This is a genomic window from Methylophaga sp. UBA678 (assembly GCF_002299105.1).
In the GTDB taxonomy this organism is placed as follows: domain Bacteria; phylum Pseudomonadota; class Gammaproteobacteria; order Nitrosococcales; family Methylophagaceae; genus Methylophaga; species Methylophaga marina.
This window is the reverse complement of the sequence record NZ_DBNG01000031.1, coordinates 34570-58031: the sequence shown is the minus strand read 5'-3', so window position 1 is coordinate 58031 and position 23462 is coordinate 34570. Positions and strand designations below refer to the sequence as shown.

The 23462-nt window shown below is 42.7% G+C and carries 18 protein-coding genes and 1 tRNA gene; 15 read left to right on the top strand and 4 right to left on the bottom strand.

The genetic code is table 11. The annotated features are described in order from the left end of the window. The first annotated feature begins 10 nt into the window (after positions 1-10). The 3 genes from B3014_RS14065 to B3014_RS14055 are packed head-to-tail and all read left to right on the top strand — an operon-like array spanning position 11 to position 2336. Positions 11-337 (top strand): PepSY domain-containing protein, encoded by a 327-nt coding sequence (locus B3014_RS14065; RefSeq protein WP_289243431.1) that lies wholly within the window; start codon positions 11-13, stop codon positions 335-337. Next, positions 337-1002 (top strand): response regulator transcription factor, encoded by a 666-nt coding sequence (locus B3014_RS14060; protein ID WP_289243432.1) that lies wholly within the window; start codon positions 337-339, stop codon positions 1000-1002. Before B3014_RS14065 ends, B3014_RS14060 begins: the two co-directional genes overlap by 1 nt. Continuing rightward, positions 1002-2336, top strand: coding sequence for a sensor histidine kinase (locus tag B3014_RS14055; RefSeq protein ID WP_289243433.1), 1335 nt, complete (start codon positions 1002-1004; stop codon positions 2334-2336). The genes B3014_RS14060 and B3014_RS14055 overlap by 1 nt, the downstream gene beginning before the upstream one ends. Here B3014_RS14055 and B3014_RS14050 read toward each other — a convergent pair. Continuing rightward, positions 2333-2659 carry a PepSY domain-containing protein gene (locus tag B3014_RS14050; protein WP_289243434.1) on the bottom strand — a complete coding sequence of 109 codons (327 nt, stop codon included), beginning with the start codon at positions 2657-2659 and terminating at the stop codon, positions 2333-2335. The genes B3014_RS14055 and B3014_RS14050 overlap by 4 nt on opposite strands. Positions 2660-2775: 116 nt before the next feature. Here B3014_RS14050 and B3014_RS14045 point away from each other — a divergent pair, with 116 nt between their 5' ends. The 12 genes from B3014_RS14045 to B3014_RS13990 all read left to right on the top strand — a co-directional run bounded on the left by B3014_RS14045 (position 2776) and on the right by B3014_RS13990 (position 18541). After that, the gene (locus B3014_RS14045) at positions 2776-3279 is read left to right on the top strand and encodes a MarR family winged helix-turn-helix transcriptional regulator (protein WP_289243435.1); all 504 of its coding nucleotides are present in this window, start codon (positions 2776-2778) and stop codon (positions 3277-3279) included. Positions 3280-3323: 44 nt separating this feature from the next. Next, complete coding sequence (locus B3014_RS14040) at positions 3324-3770, top strand: YybH family protein (RefSeq protein WP_286304217.1); 447 nt, start codon at positions 3324-3326, stop codon at positions 3768-3770. A 214-nt stretch (positions 3771-3984) separates the two neighbouring features. Continuing rightward, positions 3985-6417, top strand: coding sequence for a nitrite reductase large subunit NirB (nirB, locus tag B3014_RS14035; RefSeq protein WP_289243436.1), 2433 nt, complete (start codon positions 3985-3987; stop codon positions 6415-6417). 8 nt (positions 6418-6425) lie between these two features. Continuing rightward, entirely contained in the window at positions 6426-6731 is a 306-nt protein-coding gene (gene nirD, locus B3014_RS14030) for a nitrite reductase small subunit NirD (RefSeq protein WP_286304219.1), read from the top strand. A 21-nt stretch (positions 6732-6752) separates the two neighbouring features. Then, complete coding sequence (locus B3014_RS14025) at positions 6753-9404, top strand: nitrate reductase (protein ID WP_289243437.1); 2652 nt, start codon at positions 6753-6755, stop codon at positions 9402-9404. Positions 9405-9530: 126 nt separating this feature from the next. Continuing rightward, positions 9531-10784: an alginate export family protein gene (locus B3014_RS14020; protein WP_289243438.1), complete on the top strand. Its 1254-nt coding sequence runs from the start codon at positions 9531-9533 to the stop codon at positions 10782-10784. A gap of 354 nt (positions 10785-11138) precedes the next feature. Beyond that, positions 11139-12002, top strand: a complete 864-nt coding sequence (locus tag B3014_RS14015; protein ID WP_289243439.1) for a nitrate- and nitrite sensing domain-containing protein — start codon at positions 11139-11141, stop codon at positions 12000-12002. 11 nt (positions 12003-12013) lie between these two features. Then, complete coding sequence (locus B3014_RS14010) at positions 12014-12622, top strand: ANTAR domain-containing response regulator (protein WP_289243440.1); 609 nt, start codon at positions 12014-12016, stop codon at positions 12620-12622. Between the two features lie 219 nt (positions 12623-12841). Next, entirely contained in the window at positions 12842-14125 is a 1284-nt protein-coding gene (locus B3014_RS14005) for an EAL domain-containing protein (protein ID WP_289243441.1), read from the top strand. Between the two features lie 168 nt (positions 14126-14293). Next, on the top strand, positions 14294-15760 hold the full coding sequence (locus B3014_RS14000; protein ID WP_289243442.1) for a NarK family nitrate/nitrite MFS transporter: 1467 nt from the start codon (positions 14294-14296) through the stop codon (positions 15758-15760). Positions 15761-15774: 14 nt separating this feature from the next. Beyond that, positions 15775-17499 (top strand): bifunctional protein-serine/threonine kinase/phosphatase, encoded by a 1725-nt coding sequence (locus B3014_RS13995; protein WP_289243443.1) that lies wholly within the window; start codon positions 15775-15777, stop codon positions 17497-17499. A gap of 145 nt (positions 17500-17644) precedes the next feature. Beyond that, positions 17645-18541 (top strand): GGDEF domain-containing protein, encoded by an 897-nt coding sequence (locus tag B3014_RS13990; RefSeq protein WP_289243444.1) that lies wholly within the window; start codon positions 17645-17647, stop codon positions 18539-18541. Here the strand turns inward: B3014_RS13990 and B3014_RS13985 are convergent, their stop codons facing one another. The 3 genes from B3014_RS13985 to B3014_RS13975 form a co-directional block, all read right to left on the bottom strand. Further along, positions 18542-19534: a response regulator gene (locus B3014_RS13985; RefSeq protein ID WP_289243445.1), complete on the bottom strand. Its 993-nt coding sequence runs from the start codon at positions 19532-19534 to the stop codon at positions 18542-18544. Then, positions 19531-22896 (bottom strand): PAS domain S-box protein, encoded by a 3366-nt coding sequence (locus tag B3014_RS13980; protein ID WP_289243446.1) that lies wholly within the window; start codon positions 22894-22896, stop codon positions 19531-19533. Before B3014_RS13980 ends, B3014_RS13985 begins: the two co-directional genes overlap by 4 nt. A 241-nt stretch (positions 22897-23137) precedes the next feature. Next, positions 23138-23213 (bottom strand) — tRNA-Thr (locus B3014_RS13975). Positions 23214-23462 lie beyond the last annotated feature (249 nt).

The window sequence follows — 23462 nt, the reverse complement described above, 5'->3', positions numbered from 1 at the left end:
GTAAAAAGCGATGTATACGATGAAATCCTTCCTGACATTGTCACTGTATTCATGTCTGATGTTTATAGCTATGCTCAGCCTTTCAACTGTGCGGGCAGAAGAAAGTGCCACTGTGGCCAGACAATTATTGAAAGAAGGTAAAATCATGCCACTCCAGGAAATACTGACAAAGGCGGCCATGATAAAGCCAGGCCAAGTCATTGAAACGGATTTGGAAAAAGAAAATGAGCGTTATGTCTATGAATTAGAAATTCTCGACAAAGACGGTCAGGTTTGGGAACTGGAGCTGGATGCGCAGACAGGTGAATTCGTTGATCTGGAAAATGAGGATGATTAATGCGCCTGTTATTAGTAGAGGATGACCCTTCATTGGGGCCCAATCTTCAAGACTCTCTCAACAAAGCAGGCTTTGCTACGGATTTGTCGACGGACGGTATTGATGGCGAAGCCATGGGACAAATCGAACCTTATGACCTGATCGTTCTGGACTTGGGCTTGCCTGGAAAGTCCGGCCTGGAAGTACTCGAAAACTGGCGAAGTCAGGCTAATTCAGTCCCGGTGATTATTCTCACCGCACGAGATGCATGGGAAGATAAAGTCTTAGGCTTTAAAGCAGGCGCCGATGATTACCTCGCCAAACCGTTTCAGACAGAAGAGTTGATTGTTCGAATCAATGCCGTTTTACGTCGATGTACGGGACAAAATCCAGGTGCCTTGAGCTATGGGGATTTATCTTTGGATGAGGCTGAGCAAGCTGTCATAGTAAAAAATGGTAACAAACACAGCCTGACAGGTACTGAATTTAAACTGTTACGTTACTTTATGTTGCATCCAAAGCAGTTACTTTCCAAAACAACCCTCACAGAACATGTCTATCAATTAGATAGCGATAAAGATAGTAATGTAATGGAAGTGTATGTTAACCGCTTACGGCAAAAGATCGGAGCAGACTGGATAATGACACGTCGCGGTCAGGGGTATATTTTTGGTCAGCAAGACTGATGCGATCAGTCCGTAGCCGTCTCTCCATTGGCTTGGCTGTTTTTTTAGCAGCATTGTTATTAGGTCAGTGGCTATGGCTGACCTTCACCATAGACCGCTTGATTGAAAAACAGGTTATTACGCGTTTACAAGAAGAGACGGAAACCGTACTCGCACATATTCATATTCAATCTGATGGTGAAATCGTCTTAGATAGCAGACGTTTGAGCAGCAGCTATCAACGAGCCTTTTCTGGTTTATATTTTTCTATACAGTCCATCGACCATCAGATTTTTTCACGATCTTTATGGGACTTTGATCTCACTATACCTGCTCTAAGTATCGGCTCCAAAGCGACACTTTACCTTCAAGGCCCTGGTGAACAACCATTAATGGCCGTTTCTGCTGGCTATCTAAAGCAAGGTAAACAGATCACCATTACAGTGGCAGAAGATATTGCTTGGATGTTGGAGGATAAGTCTCATTTTCAGTGGACCTTTACGGTGTTATCTCTGCTTGGCGTTTTAGCTTTATTAGCTTTTCAATTCTGGATTGTCAGACTTGCTCTGAGGCCTCTCAATAAAGCTAAGCAGGAATTAAAACTGTTAGGGCAAGGTGAGATTGAAAAAATTGATGAACACGCACCAGATGAAATTCGACCTTTGCTGGTTGAGTTAAACCGTTTGATGTCCAGTATGGTGGTTAAGACCCGTCGATCGAGGCAATCACTTGGTAATCTCGCACATCGTTTAAAAACGCAATTAACATTATTGAATCAGATTGCTGATACAGAAGCGATGCAACATAATTCTGAAGGTAAGCAGGCAATCTATTCGCAGACAAATGAAATCAAACAAATTATCGACCGAGAGTTAAAGCGTGCTCGTGTTTCAGGTATGACTTTGCCCGGTAAAGGTGTCGATATAAATGAAATGGTGACCAACCTTGTCGATACATTGAAACGTATCTATCAAGATAAAGAATTAAAGATCAGCTGGCGAGTGGATAAACAACTGCGCTTTCATGGTGACAGGGAAGACTTATTAGAGCTCTTGGGTAATATTCTTGATAATGCTTGTAAGTGGTGTGACAGTAGAATAGAGCTCAATATATATAGCGATAATGGTATTCGTATCTGTGTTAAAGATGATGGTCCAGGTTGCCATGGGGATGACTTAGCTGCACTGACTCAACGCGGCTTCAGAGCGGATGAGACCACACCTGGAAGTGGGCTTGGTTTAGCAATCGTGTTTGATATCGTCGAGAGTTATGACGGGTCAATGCATTTTTCTGAATCCCCGAAATGGGGAGGACTACAGGTAGATATTCACCTGCAGTCCTCAGTTTCGACCTAGAACCAATCTTTAGTCGTTTTGCGAACTTCACCGGTTTTGGCGTCAATGAGAACTTCCCATTCGACAGCATCAGCATCGACGATTTCAAATTCATAATCCCAACCCTTATCGAAGGCACGATCTTCAAGATCAGCATCTTCAACGATACCTGGTTTAGCTTCTAGAGCTTTAGCTTGGGCTTCTTCTAAAGAGATAAGACCAAAACCTTCAGAGATTTTTCTGATTTCACGAAGGTCATCAGCGTCTAAATCTGCATGAGCGACACCTACCTGCATCAGCATTGTGGCCGCACCAATTAAGCTAATTGTTTTCAAGTTTTTCATTTTTGTGCTCCTTTCGTTGAGGTACGGTTCACATATTAGTGGCCCAAACTTAAACGAAGCTGAATTTATTTCAGATAAAGGTTTACTTTCAGTTAGGGAGCTAACTATAATGAGATATGCTTCAAGTCAAAGACTTGCCAGATAAGGCAATATTAGAAAAATTTGCTTCACGTTACCCTGATGCGGATGTTGATGCAGTGATGCAGTTTCTTCATCTGTTAGGAGTGGCTTCTGAGCTTTCTATTGGTTTGGATAAATTTCTCAGTCGCTATCAACTACTTCAAGGCCGGTGGTGGGTCCTCATCCTATTGATGCGTGAAGATAACTTTGTTTCTTCACCATCTAAGCTCGCTGAAAAAGCGGGTGTCAGTCGTGCGACCATGACTGGCCTGCTTGATGGTCTGTCACGAGAAAAGTTGATAGAACGAATTGTTGATGAAAAAGATAAGCGACAAACGCAGATTAAACTCACGTCAAAAGGTCAGAAACAGCTAGATGATGTGATGCCTGATTATTACCAGCGTTTAGGCAAACTAATGTCGGTGATCGATAAAAATGAAGGCGAAACTTTAATGAGAGTACTGGGCAAGTTAAAACAAAACTTAACTATTTTTGATTAAGTTTATCCGTTTAGTAATACGTTTATATCTATGAGGAGTATGTAATGAAGAAGTTTTTAGTTTTTTTATTCAGTATGTTTTCTGTTCAACTACCAGTGGTAGCTGAGGAGCTATCTGTAAACAATCAAGTTGATTTTGCAAATGCTCAATGGAATAAAGCATTTAATGCTGGCGATGTAGATGCGCTGACACAGTTGTATAAAAATGATGCCACCTTATCACCGGGTAATGGCGCTATATTAAAAGGTAGAGATGCCATCGGTCAGTTATTCCAGAGCTTTGTCGATAATGGCGTCACAAATCATCGTATTGATACGGATAGTATCTATGTGTCGGATAATCAAATAACACAAATAGGCTATTGGCAAGCTGATGGTAAAAATGCTGAAGGTGAAAAGATTAGCTTCGGCGGTGTTCTATCATTAGTTCTGGCTAAAACAGAAGAGGGTGAATGGGTCATTCAGTCTCATATCTGGAATATGCAGCCATAAATTAACACCATTAATTCCCAAAAAAGCCCTTCACTGAAGGGCTTTTTTTTTGCTCTGAACTCAAATGGTGCAAGTTATTTCATATTGGTGCGAAATAAGTATATAAATTACTTAATTAAAGGCGTCTCAGTTATCTCTCTTAATAAAATCAATGGCTTAGTGTTTTGGCACAGTGTTTGCCATAGTAAGCGGACAATGATTTACGGAGAGATCCATGAGAGAGAAGTTAGTCCTAATTGGTAATGGTATGGCTGGGGTGCGAACACTGGAAGAGTTGCTCAAACTCGCACCTGATAAATATGACATTACTGTTTTCGGTGAAGAACCTTACGGTAATTACAACCGCATTATGCTTTCACCTGTGTTGGCAGGTGAAAAAACGATTGATGAGATCATGATTAATGATCTGCAGTGGTATGAAGATAACAACATCAAACTGTTATCTGGTAAAAAAGTGACCACAATTGATCGTTTAAATCGAGTCGTGACAGCTGATGATGGTAGCACTGAAAACTATGATCGTCTTTTGTTAGCCACAGGTTCACGCCCATTTATGTTGCCTATTCCGGGCTCTGATTTAGAGGGGGTGATCAGTTTCCGTGATATTGCCGATGTCGATACGATGTTGGAAACGGCTAAAATCCATAAAAAAGCCGTGGTCATCGGTGGCGGCTTATTGGGTCTGGAAGCAGCCAATGGGCTAATGATTCAAGGTATGGATGTCAGCGTTGTTCATATTAGTGATGTGTTAATGAATCAGCAGCTGGATAAACCCGCTTCTGATTTAATGCTGGAAGAACTTAGGGGCAAAGGGCTGACGTTTTTGATGGAACATCAGACTGAAGCCATCATTGGTCGTGACCGTGTCGAAAAACTTCGCTTTAAAGATGGCTCTGAAATTGACGCAGACCTGGTTGTGATGGCCGTGGGTATCCGACCAAACATCGAACTAGCCAGCTCAGCCGGTATTCATTGTGACCGTGGCATCGTGGTAGATGACACCATGCAGACCTTTGATCCTAGAATTTATGCCGTAGGTGAGTGTGTTCAACATCGAAGCCAAACCTTTGGTCTGGTGGCGCCTTTATTTGAGCAAGCCAAGGTGTGTTCAAACCATTTGGCCCAAATGGGGATTGCACGGTATATCAGTTCAGTGACCTCAACTAAATTAAAAGTGACGGGCATCGATCTGTTTTCTGCGGGTGATTTTCTTGGTGATGACGATACTGAAGATTTGGTATTTAAAGATGCAGCCAGAAAGGTTTATAAAAAGCTGGTAATAAAAGATAACCAATTGGTCGGTGCTGTGCTTTATGGCGATACAGTCGATGGGGCCTGGTACTTCCAATTAATGCGTGATGGCACTGATATTTCAGATATTCGTGAAAATATGTTGTTTGGTCAACATCATCTGGGTGATTCAGGGCATGGCCCGTCTAACTCGGTTGATGGTTTGCCTGATGATGCTGAAATTTGTGGCTGTAATGGCGTCTGTAAAGGTGATATTGTGCAGGCGATTTCAAAACATGGCTTGTTTACTTTGGATGAAGTCAAAGCCCATACCAAAGCATCAGCGTCTTGTGGATCATGTACAGGTTTAGTTGAACAGTTACTGGCATCCACTTTGGGCGGTGACTTTAATGACACACCCAGCAAGAAGCCAATGTGTGGCTGCACCGATTTGTCGCATGCTGAAGTCAGAGCCGCGATTATTGAAAAATCACTGAAAAACATTCCAGATTTGATGTCTGCACTTGAGTGGAAAACAGAAGATGGCTGCCACTCATGTCGTCCTGCTTTGAACTACTACATGTTAAGTAGCTGGCCAAATGAGTATCAGGATGATCCTCAGTCACGTTTCATTAATGAACGTGTGCATGCCAATATTCAGAAAGACGGCACCTATTCGGTAGTACCCAGAATTTGGGGTGGTGTAACCAACCCAAGAGAGTTACGTGCAATTGCAGATATTTCCGAAAAATACAATGTTCCCACAGTCAAAATAACCGGTGGTCAACGAATCGATCTTCTCGGTATAAAGAAAGAAGACTTACCCAAAATGTGGGCAGATCTGAGTGATGCTGGTTTCGTTTCTGGTCATGCCTACGGTAAGTCCCTGCGGACAGTTAAAACCTGTGTTGGATCAGAATGGTGTCGTTTCGGCACGCAAGACTCTACTGGCCTGGGTATTAAAGCTGAAAAAATGACATGGGGAAGTTGGACACCTCATAAATTCAAGATTGCCGTCTCTGGCTGTCCACGTAACTGTGCAGAAGCAACTATCAAAGACTTCGGTATTGTCTGTGTTGATTCTGGCTACGAACTTCATGTTGGTGGTAACGGTGGGATTAAAGTCCGAGCAACAGACTTTCTCACCAAAGTTGCCACCGAAGAAGAAGCCTTGGAGTATTGCGCGGCCTTTATGCAGTTATATCGTGAAGAAGCTCACTATTTAGAACGTACCGCACCTTGGATTGAGCGTGTTGGTTTGAAACATGTGACTTCAGCTGTGGTGGATGATGAAGTGAATCGTAAGCGGTTGGCTGAGCGTTTCCATGAATCACAAAAGAATGCACAGGTCGATCCTTGGGCTGAGCACGCTGCCAAATACAAAGATAACTATATCCCGATTAAACAAGTAGTGTAGAGGTAACTATGAGCTGGACTGAAGTTGGCCCCTTGGTCGATATTCCGAAAAAAGGATCACGTGTACTCGTGACAGCCGAGGGTGATGTGGCGGTATTTCGCACCTCAGGTGATCAGATATTTGCGTTATTTGATCAGTGCCCTCATAAAAAAGGGCCGTTGTCTCAGGGGATTGTTTACGATAACCGTGTGGCCTGCCCTTTGCATAACTGGGTTATTGATATGAATAGTGGCGAAGCTACTGGTCCTGATGAAGGCTGTACCCGCACATTTGAGACAAAAATTGAAAACGGTACGGTTTTTATTTCTCTGTAATCTGATAAAGAGTCTCTAATTTTGGCTGAACAACAAACGACAACAAAGACGACTTGTCCTTACTGCGGTGTGGGGTGTGGTGTTTTAGCAACCCCACTTGAAACTGGCACAGTACAAATTGAAGGTGATGCACAACATCCTGCCAATTTAGGCCGTTTATGTTCTAAGGGATCGGCACTAGGCGACACTCTCGATTTGGGTAACCGTTTGCTACACCCCAAAGTTGATGGCAAGCGAGTCCCGTGGGAGCAAGCCATAACATCAGTGGCTAGAGGCTTTAGTGAGATCATTGCTAAACACGGTCCAGAGTCTGTGGCGTTTTATGTGTCGGGCCAAGTGTTAACAGAAGATTACTATACGGCGAATAAATTGATGAAAGGGTTTATTGGTGGCGCGAACATCGACACCAATTCACGGCTGTGTATGTCATCAGCGGTGGCGGCTTACAAGCGAGCCTTTGGCAGTGACACAGTGCCCTGTAGTTATGAAGATATTGAATTAGCTGATCTTGTCGTGTTGACTGGTTCTAACTTAGCCTGGTGTCATCCTGTGATTTATCAGCGGTTGAAGCAAGCGAAAGAAGATCGCCCAGAAATGAAAGTTGTGGTGATTGACCCTCGCAAAACAGCCACTTGTGATATTGCTGATTTACATTTGCCGTTGCGGCCAGGCTCTGATGCCACATTGTTTAATGGTTTGTTGCACTATCTAAAAAAAGAAGATTACCTGGATCTTGAGTTTCTTGAAGCGCACACCGAAGGGTTTGCCTCGGCAACGTCAGTAGCAAAAGCATCCGCTGGCTCCATTCCTCAAGTGGCCGCTGTCACAGAGTTACAAGAGCAGGATATCATTAAGTTTTATCAGTTGTTTGCCTCAACCGAAAAAGTCGTGACAGTGTATTCTCAGGGGATCAATCAGTCGACGACAGGAACTGACAAATGTAACAGTATTATCAATTGTCATCTTGCCTCTGGGCGTATTGGTCAGCCAGGCATGGGGCCGTTTTCGTTTACAGGTCAACCCAATGCTATGGGCGGACGAGAAGTGGGCGGCTTAAGTAATCAGTTAGCCGCGCATATGGAAATTACTAATCCTGAACATCATGATCGTGTGGCACGCTTTTGGAAAGCAGATAATTTAGCCAAAGAAAATGGCGCCAAAGCCATTGATATGTTTGAGCAGATTGCCAGTGGCAAAATCAAAGCTATCTGGATTACGGCGACGAATCCCGTTGTGAGTCTGCCTGATGCCGATAAGGTCAAGGACGCATTGAAAAAATGTGAATTGGTGGTGGTGTCTGAATGTGAGGAGAATACCGATACCACAGCGTTAGCTGATATTTTGTTACCCGCCGCTGCCTGGGGTGAGAAAGACGGTATGGTAACCAATTCAGAAAGACGAATTAGTCGTCAGCGCTCATTCTTGCCCTTGCCGGGCGAAGCGAAACCTGACTGGTGGATTATTACTCAGGTCGCGAGAAAAATGGGATTTGAAGCCGCCTTTCCATTTGAGAAGCCAGCAGATGTATTTAGAGAACATGCACAACTCTCGGCTTTTGAAAATGAAGGTAGCCGTGACTTTAACATTGCCGGACTAGCCGATATAAGTGATGAGGACTACGACAATCTGATTCCCATACAGTGGCCAGTCATCAATAAAGCTGATAACGGCACTGCCAGATTATTTAGCGATAAGCAGTTTTTTACCCCTTCAGGCAAAGCCAGAATGATCAGTGTTGAACCTAAGCTGCCTTATCATCAGGTATCAGATGAATATCCCTTAGTTTTAAATACGGGTCGTATTCGTGATCAATGGCATACCATGACACGGACAGGTAGAGCCGTCAGATTGAACGCCCATATTCCGGAGCCGATGGTTCAGGTTCATCCGCTGGATGCAGCGAATTTCCATCTAGTGGATGGTTCACTGGCAGAAATAAAGAGTCGTTGGGGGGAGATGATAGTCCGGGTTGTGGTAACCGATGAGCAACGGCCGGGCAGTATTTTTGTCCCCATCCATTGGAGTGATCAGTACGCTTCAATGGCACGGGTTGATGCGTTAGTTGCTGCTGTTTATGACCCTATCTCTGGTCAGCCTGAGTCGAAACATACCCCTGTCAACATACGCGCCTATAAACCTGTTTGGCATGGCTTTATTTTGTCGCGGCACCCCATCACGGTCAAAGATGCTAACTACTGGGTGAAAGTGCGTGGTGCTGAATTCTGGCGTTATGAGATTGCTGGTCAGCATGCATTAGATGAGCCGGCTAAATGGGCACAACGACACTTAGGGGAAGAGGGCGAATGGCTTGATTTTATTGATGCCAAAGCGGGACGTTATCGAGCTGGACAAATTAAACGTAACAGGCTGGAAGGCGTTGTTTTCATCGCGCCAAGTCATGATTTGCCTGCGCGTTCCTGGTTATCCCAGTTATTTAGTTTAAGCAGTCTGTCGGATGCTGACAGATACAGTTTGCTGGTCGGCCAACCCAGCCAGGGACAAAAAGATGCAGGACAAATTGTTTGCTCATGTTTTGGTGTCGGTCAGAATACCATCAATGAAGCTATTCATTCCGGTCATGTTAATTCTGTGGATGAGATTGGTAAAAAACTGAAAGCCGGCACAAATTGTGGGTCTTGTGTGCCTGAGTTAAAACAATTATTAGCGCGCTAATGGTGAGTACTACCTTATTTAGAATACTGTCTGTCTGCAATGAAGCAGCTGAGGTGAAGTCGTTAAATGGTTGATTTTAAAGCCAGTTATTTATCAATAGTGGCTTAATTTGCAGAGGAAAAAAGAATGCCAAAACTTAAAAAGCTAAGCGTGATGTCGTTACTGAGCACAGGACTGGCGAGTATCGCTTTGCTACCTGCTACTGTCGTAGCAAATGACAGCTTTTACGATGCCTTAACGGGAGGCAAAGTCAGTTTTTCTGCCCGCTTACGGTATGAGTCGGTTGAGCAGGATAATAGTTTGAAAGATGCCGATGCTGTCACCTTACGTACAACTTTAGGTTACAAGACTGGTGATTTCCATGGCTTCGGTGCCTTTCTTGAACTCGAAGATGTGTCAGATTTGGCAGGCAATTATGAAGAGTACCCACAAACAGCAGTTAAAAAGTACTCAGTTATAGCCGATCCGAATGGCACAGAAGTCAACCAGGCTTATCTGAGTTATAACGGTTTTGATACAGAGGTAAAGTTAGGTCGACAAGAGCTGACTTACCGTGATGCACCATTTCATCGTTTTATCGGTAATGTGCTTTGGCGTCAAAATCATCAATCCTTTGATGCTGTGAGTCTGCGTAATACGTCAATTAAAGATCTTAAATTGAGTTATGCCTATATCAACAAGGTGAATACGATCTTTGGTGATGATTTGACGGCTGGTTTGATAGATGATGGGGTGATTGATATGGATAGTCACCTGTTTAATGTGCAATATTCAGGCTTATTCATTGGCAAATTAGAAGCCTACAGTTACTTGCTGGATTATGAAGATGCGGCTAAAGATAACCCTAATTCAACGGCAACCTATGGTTTGAGGTTATCAGGTGCCAAGCCTATCAATGACAGTGTAACGGCAGTTTACACTGCAGAGTATGCAACACAACATGACTATGCCGATGGGAAAATGGACCCTCAGGACTACTACTTAGTGGAACTGGGTGGTAAATATCAAGGTTGGTTAGCAAAGCTATCTTATGAAGTGCAAGAGGGTGACGGCACCTATAGTTTTAAAACGCCCTTAGGGACGAACCATGCTTTTCAAGGTTGGGCTGATGTCTTTTTAACCACGCCAAACGCAGGTCTTATTGATACTTATTTCACCGTCGTGGGTAATGTGGCAGGTGCAAAACTGATTGCGGTGTACCATAATTTTGAAACGGATAAAGGCAGCCTTGATGCGGGTAATGAGTTTGATGTGATGTTGCAAAAAACCTTTATGGAACATTACACGCTAGGTATCTCTTATGCCGACTACAATGCCGACAAAGAATTCGGTGGGGTGGATACGGATAAATTCTGGTTATACGGACAGCTAAAGTTCTAAAGAATACTCCTCATTGAGCCGGGCACTGCCCGGCTTTTTTTTGCCTGTTCAATCTGCACCAGAATTGTTCATCAGTCATATCAACAACACCATTTTGAAGCAGTTTATGTACCACTTAAATTTATAAGTGACTGTATTTTAATAAGTATTTTGTTGGCACACCTTATGCAGTTTATTACCTGAGTCCACTAATGCAAGGAGCATGTCATGGGATATTTTGTTGACTTAATGATGGTAGTGAAAGAAGTAGTGAAGTTGATTTTTATGGTAATGATTTCGCCTTTAGGGATTATGGCGGGCTATCTCGCAACCTGGGAATGACACCGTTCTAGCTAATTTCACTGGAGAACAAAGATGTATCCATTGATCATCGGTGGCATAGTTGTCACTGGCATGCTTTTTATCGTTTATAAACTGCTGTCTGATCGTTATCAGCTCAGACAGCGAGTTAAACGAGGCATATTACTGACCAACCATTTACGGTTGGTGGTTGAACATTGCCAAAAACATCGTGGCACAAGCAATGCGGTAGTCAGTGGGAATGAGAAATTATTGCCACAAATGATTCAGTTACAGAATAATATCGACAATCTGATTGGTAGTGATATGAGTCATTCACTATCAGATTTTCCTCAATGGCAATCTTTCATAGAGCATTGGCCAAGGCTTAAACAGCATGCTTTGGCTAGGGATCTGACGCCACAGAATATTGTCAGACAGCATAGTCTAATGATCGATGGGCAGCTGATGCTGCTGGATGAGGTCATGAGAGCATACGATTTACATCGCTTAATGCTCGACTCATGTACACGGGTTTCCGAAATTTGTATTGATACTTTACGAGTTGCAGAGATTCTCGGCTACACAAGAGCAATCGGATCAGGTGTTTGTGCTCGAGGTACGTGCTTGGCTGCTGACCGAATCTTGCTTGAGTTTTTACGTATTTCAGTCAAAACCACATCTGAACGATTACTGTCTGAAGTTAAATTAATAAACAACACTGATCTGACTTCTTCCTTGGAAACATCCTCTACCGCCATTCGCCAGCAAATAGATGCTTTGCTGGAAATGGTCGATAAACGCGTGCTTCAACGAGGTCAGTTGAAGCTTGATAGTCATGAATATTTTACTCTCTCTACGCGGGCAATTGATGAAGTGCTGAAGATTTTCAGCATCATTATTCAATATGCCTCCAAACAACACACCAGAATGATATGAGCAATGCTGCTATGAATACAGTCACGAAAACGATTAACACGGTAGTTATCAGTGAATTTACGGAATTTATGAATACACTGCAAAGAGTTTTTGAAAACACAGATTATAAAGTGATTTTCGAAGCCACCAATTTGCAACAGTTACTTAACCTGAAGTGGACTATCGAGCCCGATTTGATTATTGCCATTATGAATACCAGCGATAGTCAGCTTCTGAGTAAATTTAAGATCATTAATGAACGCTTTCCATTGCCCATCGTGATATTTACATACGATGACCGTGATGAAGCGATTGAAGAAGCCATTGAGGCTGGGGTGAGTGCTTATATCGTTGATGGTTTTCATGAAAATCGTATCCATGCCATCTTGCGAACGGCAATGGCTCGGTTTAAACAAGTACAAAGTATGCAGAAACAGCTGAAAGATTTAAAAACGTCTTTGGCTGATAGGAAAATTATTGATAGAGCAAAAGGCCTCATTATGGAGCAACGTAAATGCACCGAGAACGAAGCCTATAGTCTGATGCGAACTTCAGCCATGAACCAGAATATAAGATTAGGCCAATTAGCTCAGAATATTTTAGCGGCGGCTAACTTACTTGAGCCACAAAAAAATGTATAAGTTCTGATGAAATAGTAATAGAACGTTACAGCCACTTCAGTGATGGAGTGGCTGTTTTGTTTTTATGGTTATTTTGTTAGCGGATGTCGGTCGTTATTCTATTTTGGTTTTTGATTGACTTCATGAGGGTATGAGCAATGGTGAGGAAGGCCAATTAATGGTTGAGTTTGATGATAGTAGTAATTGAAAACTATACCTATTAAGATTAAGGCTACGGTAATGCTTAAACGCCATTACAGACAAACAAGAAAGGTACAAACAGGTATGACGGAATTGTCATTCAAGGAGGATCATTATGAAGCGGCTTATGAGTCTCTCTGCCTGAGGTCAGTTTTTCAGCCAATCTTTAGCATCGCTCATCGAAAAGCCGTGGGATACGAAGGACTGGTTCGTGCCGCGGATGTTTCTGGGAACCCAGTGACACCACAAGACTTGATGAGAAAAAACACGGCATCCGATCAACAGCTGATTCTTGATAGGACCTGTCGTCTATTACATGCCTGTAATTTTTCTCAACATCCCGCCAATGATGCCTGGTTATTTTTAAATCTTAATTCCCAATGTTTAATTTCGGAACGTCCCGATATTGGATTTATGCAAACGCTGATGCGCGAGAGTGACTTACCATCAAGGCGCATTGTGATTGAAATTTTAGAAAGTGAAATTGATAACCGCGATTACTTACGGGAGTTGATTACGCATTTTCGTCAAATGGGCTGTTTGATTGCGATTGATGATTTTGGTGCTGGTCACTCTAATTTTGATCGTATTTGGGATTTACAGCCTGATATTGTCAAGATTGACCGTAGCTTAGTAAAAAAAGCAGGCCACTCAATGAAAGTGGAAAGGATTCTGACCGGCATTGTCTCGCTCATTCATGAGACCGGAAGTTTGGTGGTTATTGAGGGTGTTGAGACTGAAAGAGAAGCCTTGGTTGCGATTTCCAGTAACGCAGATATGGTTCAGGGGTTTTATTTTGCTAAGCCAAGGCCTGATCTCCAGCAGGAGATTGATTTCGGTCAAGCCATGGATAAGTTACTTCATCAACATCAGAATGTACGAAGCCAATATAATCGAAAGCTTCAACAACATTTCCGCACCTTTGAGTTGATATTTGAAAAAGAGCTCGACGCGTTTAAACAAGGAGCATCTTTTGAAGATTGTGGTCATGCCCTATTTGATGATGCCAGAGCTGTACGCTGTTACCTGCTTGATGAGTCTGGCTACCAGATTGGTCGAAGTCTGAACTCACCCAAATATACAGCCAAACTGGATATTCGTTTTACACCGCTACTTTCTGGTGTCAATGCTAACTGGTCACATCGACATTACCATTTCAGAGCGATACAAAATCCGAATATGACTCAGATAAGTCGTCCATACTTATCGGTAGCCGGTTCTCATATGTGTATCACCGTTTCACAAGCAGTGGTTGTTAGTGGCAAGACATATGTTTTCTGCTGTGATTTAGACTGGCCCGACGAAGATCAGCCCAACAGTTGAGATAACGCACTTATACTGTGCGGAATGCACCAAATTAGCAGTTAAATATGCATTCAGAATGCGCATTTGTTTTTCTAAGTATATATAAATCAATAGGTTATGTTTTGGCATGATTCCCGCTATTCGAACATGGACCCATTCCGGTATGTTCAAAAGAGAGCTGAATTTATGTCCAATAACAAACTCAATTTATTATCTTTCAAAGATAATATTCGTACCCTTCATCTTACCTGGATAGCCTTTTTCATCAGTTTTGTGGTGTGGTTTAATCATGCACCATTGTTGATGGCTATCAAAGATACGCTTGGCCTCGATAGTCAGCAGATAAAAACGTTACTGATACTCAATGTCGCCTTGACTATCCCTGCTCGAATAGTGGTTGGTATGCTAGTCGATAAGTACGGTCCTAAGATCATGTACTCACTACTGCTCGGCATTTCAAGCATGATTTGTTTTTTCTTTGCACTTGCAGATAGTTTTGAACAACTCGCTCTTGCCCGTTTTCTACTGGGCTTTGTCGGTGCCGGGTTTGTTATTGGCATTCGTATGATTTCTGAATGGTTTCCAGCCAAGCAAGTGGGATTAGCGGAAGGTATTTATGGTGGTTGGGGTAATTTCGGTTCAGCCGCAGCGGCAATGTCACTGCCCACCATTGCATTATTATTTGGTGGTGAGGATGGCTGGCGTTATGCCATTGGCCTGACTGGTGCCATTGCGCTTGTTTATGCTTTTATTTATTACAATACTGTGTCTGACACGCCTCAGGGATCGACGTATTTCAAACCGAAAAAAACGGGTGCGATGGAAGTAACCAGTAAAGGCGATTTCTTTCTCTATATCGTTATGAATATTCCCATGTATGCGGCCTTGGCCTTATTAGCATGGAAGTTGTCACCCAGTGGGGTCAGTTTGCTCTCCAGCGAAATCACCCTCGCGATCTATGTCGGTTTAGTGGTGTTATTTTTTTATCAGGTGTATCACATTTATCAAGTCAACAAAGATGTGTTCGTTAAAGAAACGCCAGAAATTCACCGTTACAAATTCAAACAAGTGGCCGTGTTGGATTTAGCCTATCTGGCGACATTTGGTTCTGAATTAGCCGTTGTGTCAATGTTGCCTCTGTTTTTTAGTGAAACGTTTGATATTAGTGCTGTTCAGGCTGGTTTACTCGCCTCTGGCTTTGCTTTTATGAATCTGGTATCGAGACCTATCGGCGGTTTGTTTAGTGATCGTCTGGGTCGTAAGAAAACACTGACCATTTGTATCAGCGGTCTGGCGGTAGGCTATTTCGTAATGGGTATGATTACACCAGAGTGGTTTATTGTGTTGGCGGTATTGGCAACCATGGCATGTTCGTTCTTTGTGCAAGCGGGAGAGGGGGCTGTGTTTGCGGTAGTACCATTGGTTCAACGTCGATTGACTGGACAAGTAGCGGGTATGGCGGGTGCTTATGGTAATGTGGGCGCTGTCACGTTTCTAACCGTGCTGTCACTTGTTTCTGCACAAACCTTCTTCTTTGTGATTTGTGCGACGGCGGTCGTGACATTGATCGCGGTGCAGTTTATGGATGAGCCTCGCGGACAGATGGCCGAGGTCTTACCAGACGGGTCGATTCAAATGATAGATGTGCATTAATCATCAGGACGAATATGACAGCAAAGTTAGAAGTGTCAGTTGGCCAGTGTTCAACACAAGGGATGAAAGCTGATAATCAGGATACCGTCGGCTTTTTCATTCCGTCCAAATTGGCTTTGCTTGAAACGAAAGGTGTCGCCTGTGCTATTGCGGATGGTCTGAGTTCGAGTAATGAAGCAAAACAAGCCAGTCAGGCATGCGTGACTGGTTTTATGAGTGACTACTTTAGTACACCTGACTCCTGGTCTGTGAAACAGTCTGGCAGCAAAGTGCTTGCCGCTATCAACACTTGGTTGCATGGACAAAGTCAGCAGTTTCAGCAAGCAGGCAGAGGGATGGCCTCTACCTTCAGTGCTGTTGTTGTGAAATCAACAACAGCACATATTTTTCATGTCGGTGATTCACGTATTTATCTATTACGTGATGGTGAGTTTGAACCATTGACCACCGATCATCGTATTCGTATTGATGAAAATAAAGAGTATCTGGGAAGAGCGTTTGGCGTCGATTATTGTCTGGATATTGACTATAAAACACTCGCTGTTCAGGAAAAGGATATTTTCCTGTTAACCACCGATGGCGTGCATGATGTTTTGCCCGATAAGGTGCTTAAACAGTTTATATTAGAAGGTTCTGTTGATTTATCTGATTTAACAGAACGGATTTGTCATGAAGCGCTGAAGGCTGGCAGCCAAGACAATATAAGTTGCCAGCTAATGTGCATTGAACAATTACCGACTCAAGCACCTGATGAGGTTTTTGCCCAACTCACCGTATTACCTTTTCCACCTGATTTATATGAGGGTGTCATTCTTGACGGCTATCGTATCAGTCGTGAGTTACACGCTAGTTCTACAAGCCAGCTTTATTTAGCGGTGGATACAGAAACGGGCGAGAAAGTGGTGATTAAAACCCCTTCGGTCAACTTCGAAGATGACCCGGCCTACCTGGAAAGATTCCATTTGGAGGAGTGGGTAGGGCGACGAATAAATAATGCACATGTAGTCAGGACCTTAGAGCAGAAGCGTCCCCGTCGTTTTCTTTATTATGTGATGGAGTACGTGGACGGTAAAACGTTGCAGCAGTGGCTGGATGACGTTGGACGTTTGGATTTAAAAACTGTACGTGATCTTGTGCCTCAGCTTGTATCAGCACTGAGAGCTTTTCACCGACTCGATATGTTGCATCAGGATTTAAAGCCTGGAAATATCATGATCTCCAGAGATGGCGTGCTGAAGATTATTGATTTTGGTTCAACCAAAATTGCCGGCATTGCTGATATCTCTACGCCCATAGAACGCAGTGAGTTGTTGGGGACAAAACACTACACGGCGCCTGAGTATTTATTGGGTCGTGCTGGTCAGCCGCAGTCTGATCAATTCTCTCTAGCGTGTATTGTCTATGAAATGCTCACAGGCCATCTGCCATATGGTGAAAAACTGGCAAAAGTTCATACCAGACAAGATCTTCATCGCATTGAATACCAATCCATCGCTTTGTTTATTCAGGATATACCAAGCTGGGTTGATAAAACCTTGCAGAAAGCCTTGCAACTTTATCCTGAAAAGCGCTATCAGGCATTGTCTGAGTTTGCGACAGACTTGATAAAACCGAATCCAGCTTATTTAAGCGATGACAATCGCCCGCTGATGTACCGTTATCCGGTTAAGTTCTGGCAAGCATGCTCACTTCTTTTGTTCATCAGCAATTGTTTGCTTGCCTATTTTTTGCTCCGATAAGCTTGTATAGCGTGGTCTTTTAATATCAGAAAAACCGGATTATCGACAATTTTGTCTCAACGACTATTCCTGTATTTACACTATAGTCATACTAAGAGTATGGTTATTATAAATACTAAAAAAGTGATAGCTGGTTGAAATGTCAATGGAAACAAACCCAAGGTTAAAAGAAGTAAACGTAACAGATTTGTTCAGTATGGAGAGTATCGAATCTGCATGGTCTTTTTTAGATATTTTGCCTTTTCCAGTCACGGTTATTGATGATGACTATAGGGTGATTCGAGCCAATCAGGAAGCCATTCATGAATACAGTCAGATTGATGAGCCTTGCTACAAAATGAGTCATGGTTACGATAGTCCCTGCCATGAAAATGGTGAGGCCTGCCCTAAGCTCGATGCTCAGACCCTCAGAACAACAATTAGTCATTTACATATTCATCAAACCAACAGCGGTCCTCAGAAATTCAAAGTGATGGCGCTACCTCTAGAGAAGGGTGGAGCTATGGAGCTGCACATTCCGCTGGATGATGTCACTTCTCTTGATGGTGTCACAGGGCTGACCAATCGCACAGAAGGTGAACAAGGTGCGCGTCGATTAGTGGCTCTGATGCAGCGGTTATCGACCCCCTATAGCATCATTATGCTTGACCTCGACTACTTCAAACAGATTAATGACCAACATGGCCATCATGTGGGCGATATTGTGTTGAGACGAACAGCAGAGGTCATGGCTGACAGTATTCGTGCTTCCGATATTCTGGTTCGATGGGGTGGTGAAGAGTTTTTGTTTGTCTTATCAGGCGCACAGGCTGCTCATGCAGCTAAGTTCACCGAGAAACTGTTACAGCATTTGCGTGAGATAAGAATTGCACTACGTGATGACACCATTTCGGTCTCTGCCAGTGCCGGTATTCGAGCGGTGAGTTCAGCTGAATTAGCCACAATAAATTTTGATAAGGCTTTGCAACAAGCTGATGTGATGCTCTACTCTGCAAAAAAAGCAGGAAGAGATCAGTTCATGATGTATGACGCTGCACCATAACTAATCAGAAAATGCTTGTTTCACTTTCAGAATGTCTGGCAGGTGCTCAATTAAGATGGGGGGCAAAGCGGGATCAATGTGTTTACCACTCTGTTCATTAATGAACTCTATGGCTTCCTCAACTGGCCAGGCTTCTTTATATGGTCTGGCGCTGGTTAATGCATCAAAAATATCAGCTATGGCAACGATTCGACCTGCAAGCGGAATCTCATCACCTTTTAATCCATTTGGGTAACCTGTGCCATCCCATTTTTCATGATGGGTCAGGGCAACAGTATGTGCTAGTTGAATCAATCTTGATGTTGAGTTGGCTAAGATCTCGGCCCCGATTAAAGTATGTGTTTTCATTTCTGAAAACTCTTCTGACGTTAACTTATCTGGTTTTAATAAGATTCTGTCAGCAATACCAATTTTTCCAATGTCATGCATGGGAGCCGCCATCATGAGTTCGTTTGCGGTACTCTCGTCAAATCCATAACCCAGAGCAATAATTTTTGCATAGCGACTCATCCGCTGAACATGTAAGCCCGTTTCGTTATCTTTGTATTCTGCAGCTCTACCCAAACGTTCAATCAAGTCGATATGGGTGGCACGAAGCTCATCTGCTTTGACAAGAGAGATATGTGTTTTTACTCTGGCAAGGACAGTGGAGGGCACGATGGGTTTGATGATGTAATCTACTGCACCAATGTCAAAACCTCGTGCTTCATCATCTGGATCTTGTAAGGCTGTCACAAATATAATCGGTATGTGTGAGGTGTCTGATCTGGCTTTTAATTGCTGGCAAACTTCTAAGCCTGTCATTTCTGGCATCATGATATCGAGTAAGATCAGATCCGGCATTTCCTTATCAATCAATGCCAGAGCATCTTTTCCTGAGCGGGCGAACGAAAGCGCATAATCGTTCTGCAGAATCTGACGAAGCACTCTCAAGTTGGTTGGCTCGTCATCGACAATAAGGATTCTAGGCTGGTATTTCTTTATCGTAGTCATAATGTGGTGTTCGTTATATGTTGCTTGATAGCGTTTAAGTGTTGTTGGGCGACCAAAAAGTCAAAGTCGAGTACAGACTGTTTAACATCTAAAGCAAGTCGATGTAAGTCAGCTTCAACCCCATTGACTAGCTCGTCTACTCTCTCTTCGTTAAGTTCTCCATGCTCGCTAAGCTCGATAAGTTCATCGACGATAGTCAATATACGGTCGTTAGCTAGCAGGACTTGTGATGTTACAGTTGCCTCACTGTTTGAATCAGCCAATGAGGCTTTTATCCATTTTTCCTCTTTTGATAACGTGGAAAAGGCATTGTCGAGCTTAGCAATTTCTATCGCTACTTCGACTTTATGTTCATTATTTGACTTATTTTCTATCAAAGAAGTTGATTGATGGATTTTCAAAAGGCCCAGGTTGCCTGACACACCTTTGAGCTTATGTGCCAGCTTTTTCAGTTCACTGTAATTCGATGTTTCATTCAATTCAGATAGCTGTTTGCTGATATCGCTATACGCTTTTATAAAACGGGCCAATTCAGCTAAATAAACAGGGTAGCTACCCCATAACGTTAATGCTTTATCAATATTGATCTGCGTGAATGTATGTTCATCAATACCAAGCACTTCTGGAGCTGTTGTAATAAAGTGTGGCTCAATACCGAGAACCCGTGCCATTTCAGCTGTGAGCAGCTGTATATCAATAGGTTTGTGGGAAAAGCCATTCATGCCGGCATTAGTCGCTTGCAGTCGGTCTTCAGATAAGACACTCGCTGTTAAAGCGACGATAGGTGTCGTTTGAAGTTGATGGGCTGACTCATACTCACGAATTGTCTTGGTAGCGGTAAACCCATCCATCACTGGCATTTGTAAATCCATCAAAACAATGTCAGGTTTTTCTATGGTGAATTTATGGAACGCATCTTCGCCATTTACCGAAGTAATAACAGTATGATTTTGTCGTTCAAGTAAAAGCGAGAGTAAGGTTAAGTTTTGAGAAATATCATCAGCAATTAACACTTTTTTGGCTGGAATCGACAAGGCTTGGTTCGCTACAGTCGCGTTAATGATGTCATCGGTTTTTTGTAGTGGCAGATCAAAGAAAAATGTACTGCCTACACCTGTCTCACTACTGGCGCTTAATTCTCCTCCCATCAAATCCACTAGCTGTTTGGAAATTGTTGTGCCTAGTCCAGTACCACCAAAGCGCCGGTTCATTGATGCATCAGCCTGGGAGAAGGGTTCAAAAATGGTATTGAGCGTCGTTTCATCCATCCCAATACCGGTGTCCTCAACGGTAAAACGAAGAGTGGACTCATTAAGAGGGTGTACCGAAACGGTGACACCACCATTTTCAGTAAACTTCACGGCATTCCCGATAATGTTATATAACACCTGCCTAATTCTGTTTTCATCTCCTAAATACGTGGTATGAATGTCGTCAGGTATACTGCAGTTAAGGTATAGGTTTTTATTTTTTGCTTGAAGCCATAATGTAGATATAACTGAATCAATCAGCCTGGTTAAATCGAATGTGGATTCTTCGAGTTCGAGTTTATTCTTTTCTAGTTTGGCACTGTCGAGAATATCATTTAACAGGTGAAGCAATGATCGGGCTGATTGGCTAATGGTTTGCAGATGTTTTTTATTGTTGCCACTGATATCTTTGGCATCAAGAAGCAGATCTGAAAAACCGATGATGGCATTCATCGGTGTTCTTATTTCATGACTCATATTCGCCATGAATCTGGCTTTACTCTCTGCTGAAAGTTCAGCTCTCTCTTTCGCCTGACGAAGATCGTCTTCCATCTCTATGCGGTGTGTAATATCCAGAATCAAACCATCTATCCAAACGGGTTGGTTGTTCTCGTAAATAATAGATCCTTTTTCAAATACCCAGATATAGTGGCCATCTCTGTGTTTCCAGCGAAACTCAACTGAGTAACTGGTTTTACTTTCAAGTGCTGATTGAACAGCATCATTGGTTAAATCCACATCATCGTGATGAATCAGTTCTGAGAGATGAATTCGCTTCTTATAAAAGTCTTCAGCAGCCCAGCCTGTCATATCAAAAATGGCATCGCTGACAAAAATGACCGACCAGTGTTCATCCAGCAAACAACGAAAACTGGCGCCAGGAATATTTCTAATTAATGAACTATATTGCTCCTCACTCTTACGCAACTTTTCTTCAATTTCCCAACGTTGAGAAATATCGGTAGCAAAACCCACAAATAATGAACCGATGTCTTCTACTTCAACACGACCAACACCAAGTCGTATTGGAAATGAGTGACCGTCTTTATGTTTAGCAAAGACTTCTCTGGCTTGACCGGTCAGTTGGGTTTGTCCTGTTTTAAGAAAGTTAAACAAATATTCTTGGTATTCATTTTTGGCTTCATCAGGCACCAGAACTAAGAAAGATTTGCCAATAACCTCTGTGTTTTTCCAGCCAAAGATAGTTGATGCTGATGAGTTAAAGTCTTGGATGATTCCGTTTTGATCGATGGTGATGATGCCATCAACGGCTGTTTCGAGGGTAGTTTTTAAACGTAGTTCACTGATGGTTTTTTCAGTCAGTAACTGGCGATATCTGAGCTGAGAAGCAATAGTGATGGCCAAGGCAATCAATAATAATGTGATAGAAGTAATAATATAAGATAACTGAACGTGATCTTCTGTGATGCGATGCGTCATCAGAGTGTTGTCGCTCATGAGATATCTTGCCCCAGCCATACCAGTGTAATGCATGCCTGAAATAGCCAGTCCCATCACAACAGCGCTGATGATATTGATGAGGTGGACAGAGTGTTGTTTCCAGACTATTGATAGATAATGGCGAGCTGACAGTGCGATGAAAGCCAGTACAACAGCAACAATAATAGAAGCAGCGAACCAACTAGGCACATAACGAAGCTCTGCCTCCATCTCCATGGCTTCCATACCAACGTAATGCATCATCCCTATACCGGCACCTACGGAGAAGCTACTCATAATCAGTTGCCATAGAGTCATTGAAGGATTTACAAGCATTCTCAAAGTGATATAGGAAGCAAGCAAACTAGGAAGGATAGAGATAAGTGTGAGAGGGATATTGTAGGTCGTTTGTTCAGACATCTCGTAAGCTAACATGCCCACGAAATGCATACTCCAGACACCACCAGCAAAAATGATGGCGCCAGCAATAATAGCAATATGGCGGTGGCGATTGTTTTGGATTAATTTTGCCATTGAAGCAAAATGTAACGCCACAAAAGCCGCTGTTGTAGCTAAAATGATTGATAGAACGACAAGAAAGAAATCATATGAACCGACAATGAGTGTCTGTTTGGGTGCTGATGTTATAAAAAAATTATCTAGGTTGAACATTAAGAACCTATTCAAGTCGGTTTGGGTTGATAGCTAAAGTTCGCTATTTCTATATAGCATAATTATTTAGCGGAACTTGAAATAGTTAATTTAGAAAAACTTTGAGATTAAGTTGACCCTATTGAAATAGGGCGAGATTAATGTTGCTTGTAGAGGTCAAATTGAGATTGGAACAGAGGGGTTGATTAATGCTTAGGCCAAAAAAAAGCCTCGTTAAAATAACGAGGCTTTTTTCTTGTTCTGGAGCCGGAGATAGGACTTGAACCTACGACCCGCTGATTACAAATCAGCTGCTCTACCAACTGAGCTACACCGGCAATGAAGAAGCGCATTATACGGAGGCATTTTTGACCTTGCAAGCCAAAATCGAGATTAATTTTGAGTTTTTATGCAAGTTATTGTTTCAGAATGATGAAACTCAACAATTAAAAATGACAATACAGTAAATCGAGTCTTTTTAGACTGTATCAACGATGTCTTTAATTTATGATGCGATGGAAATAATCTTAAGGAAGGTGGGGTGAGTGATGGGGCTCGAACCCACGACAACCGGAATCACAATCCGG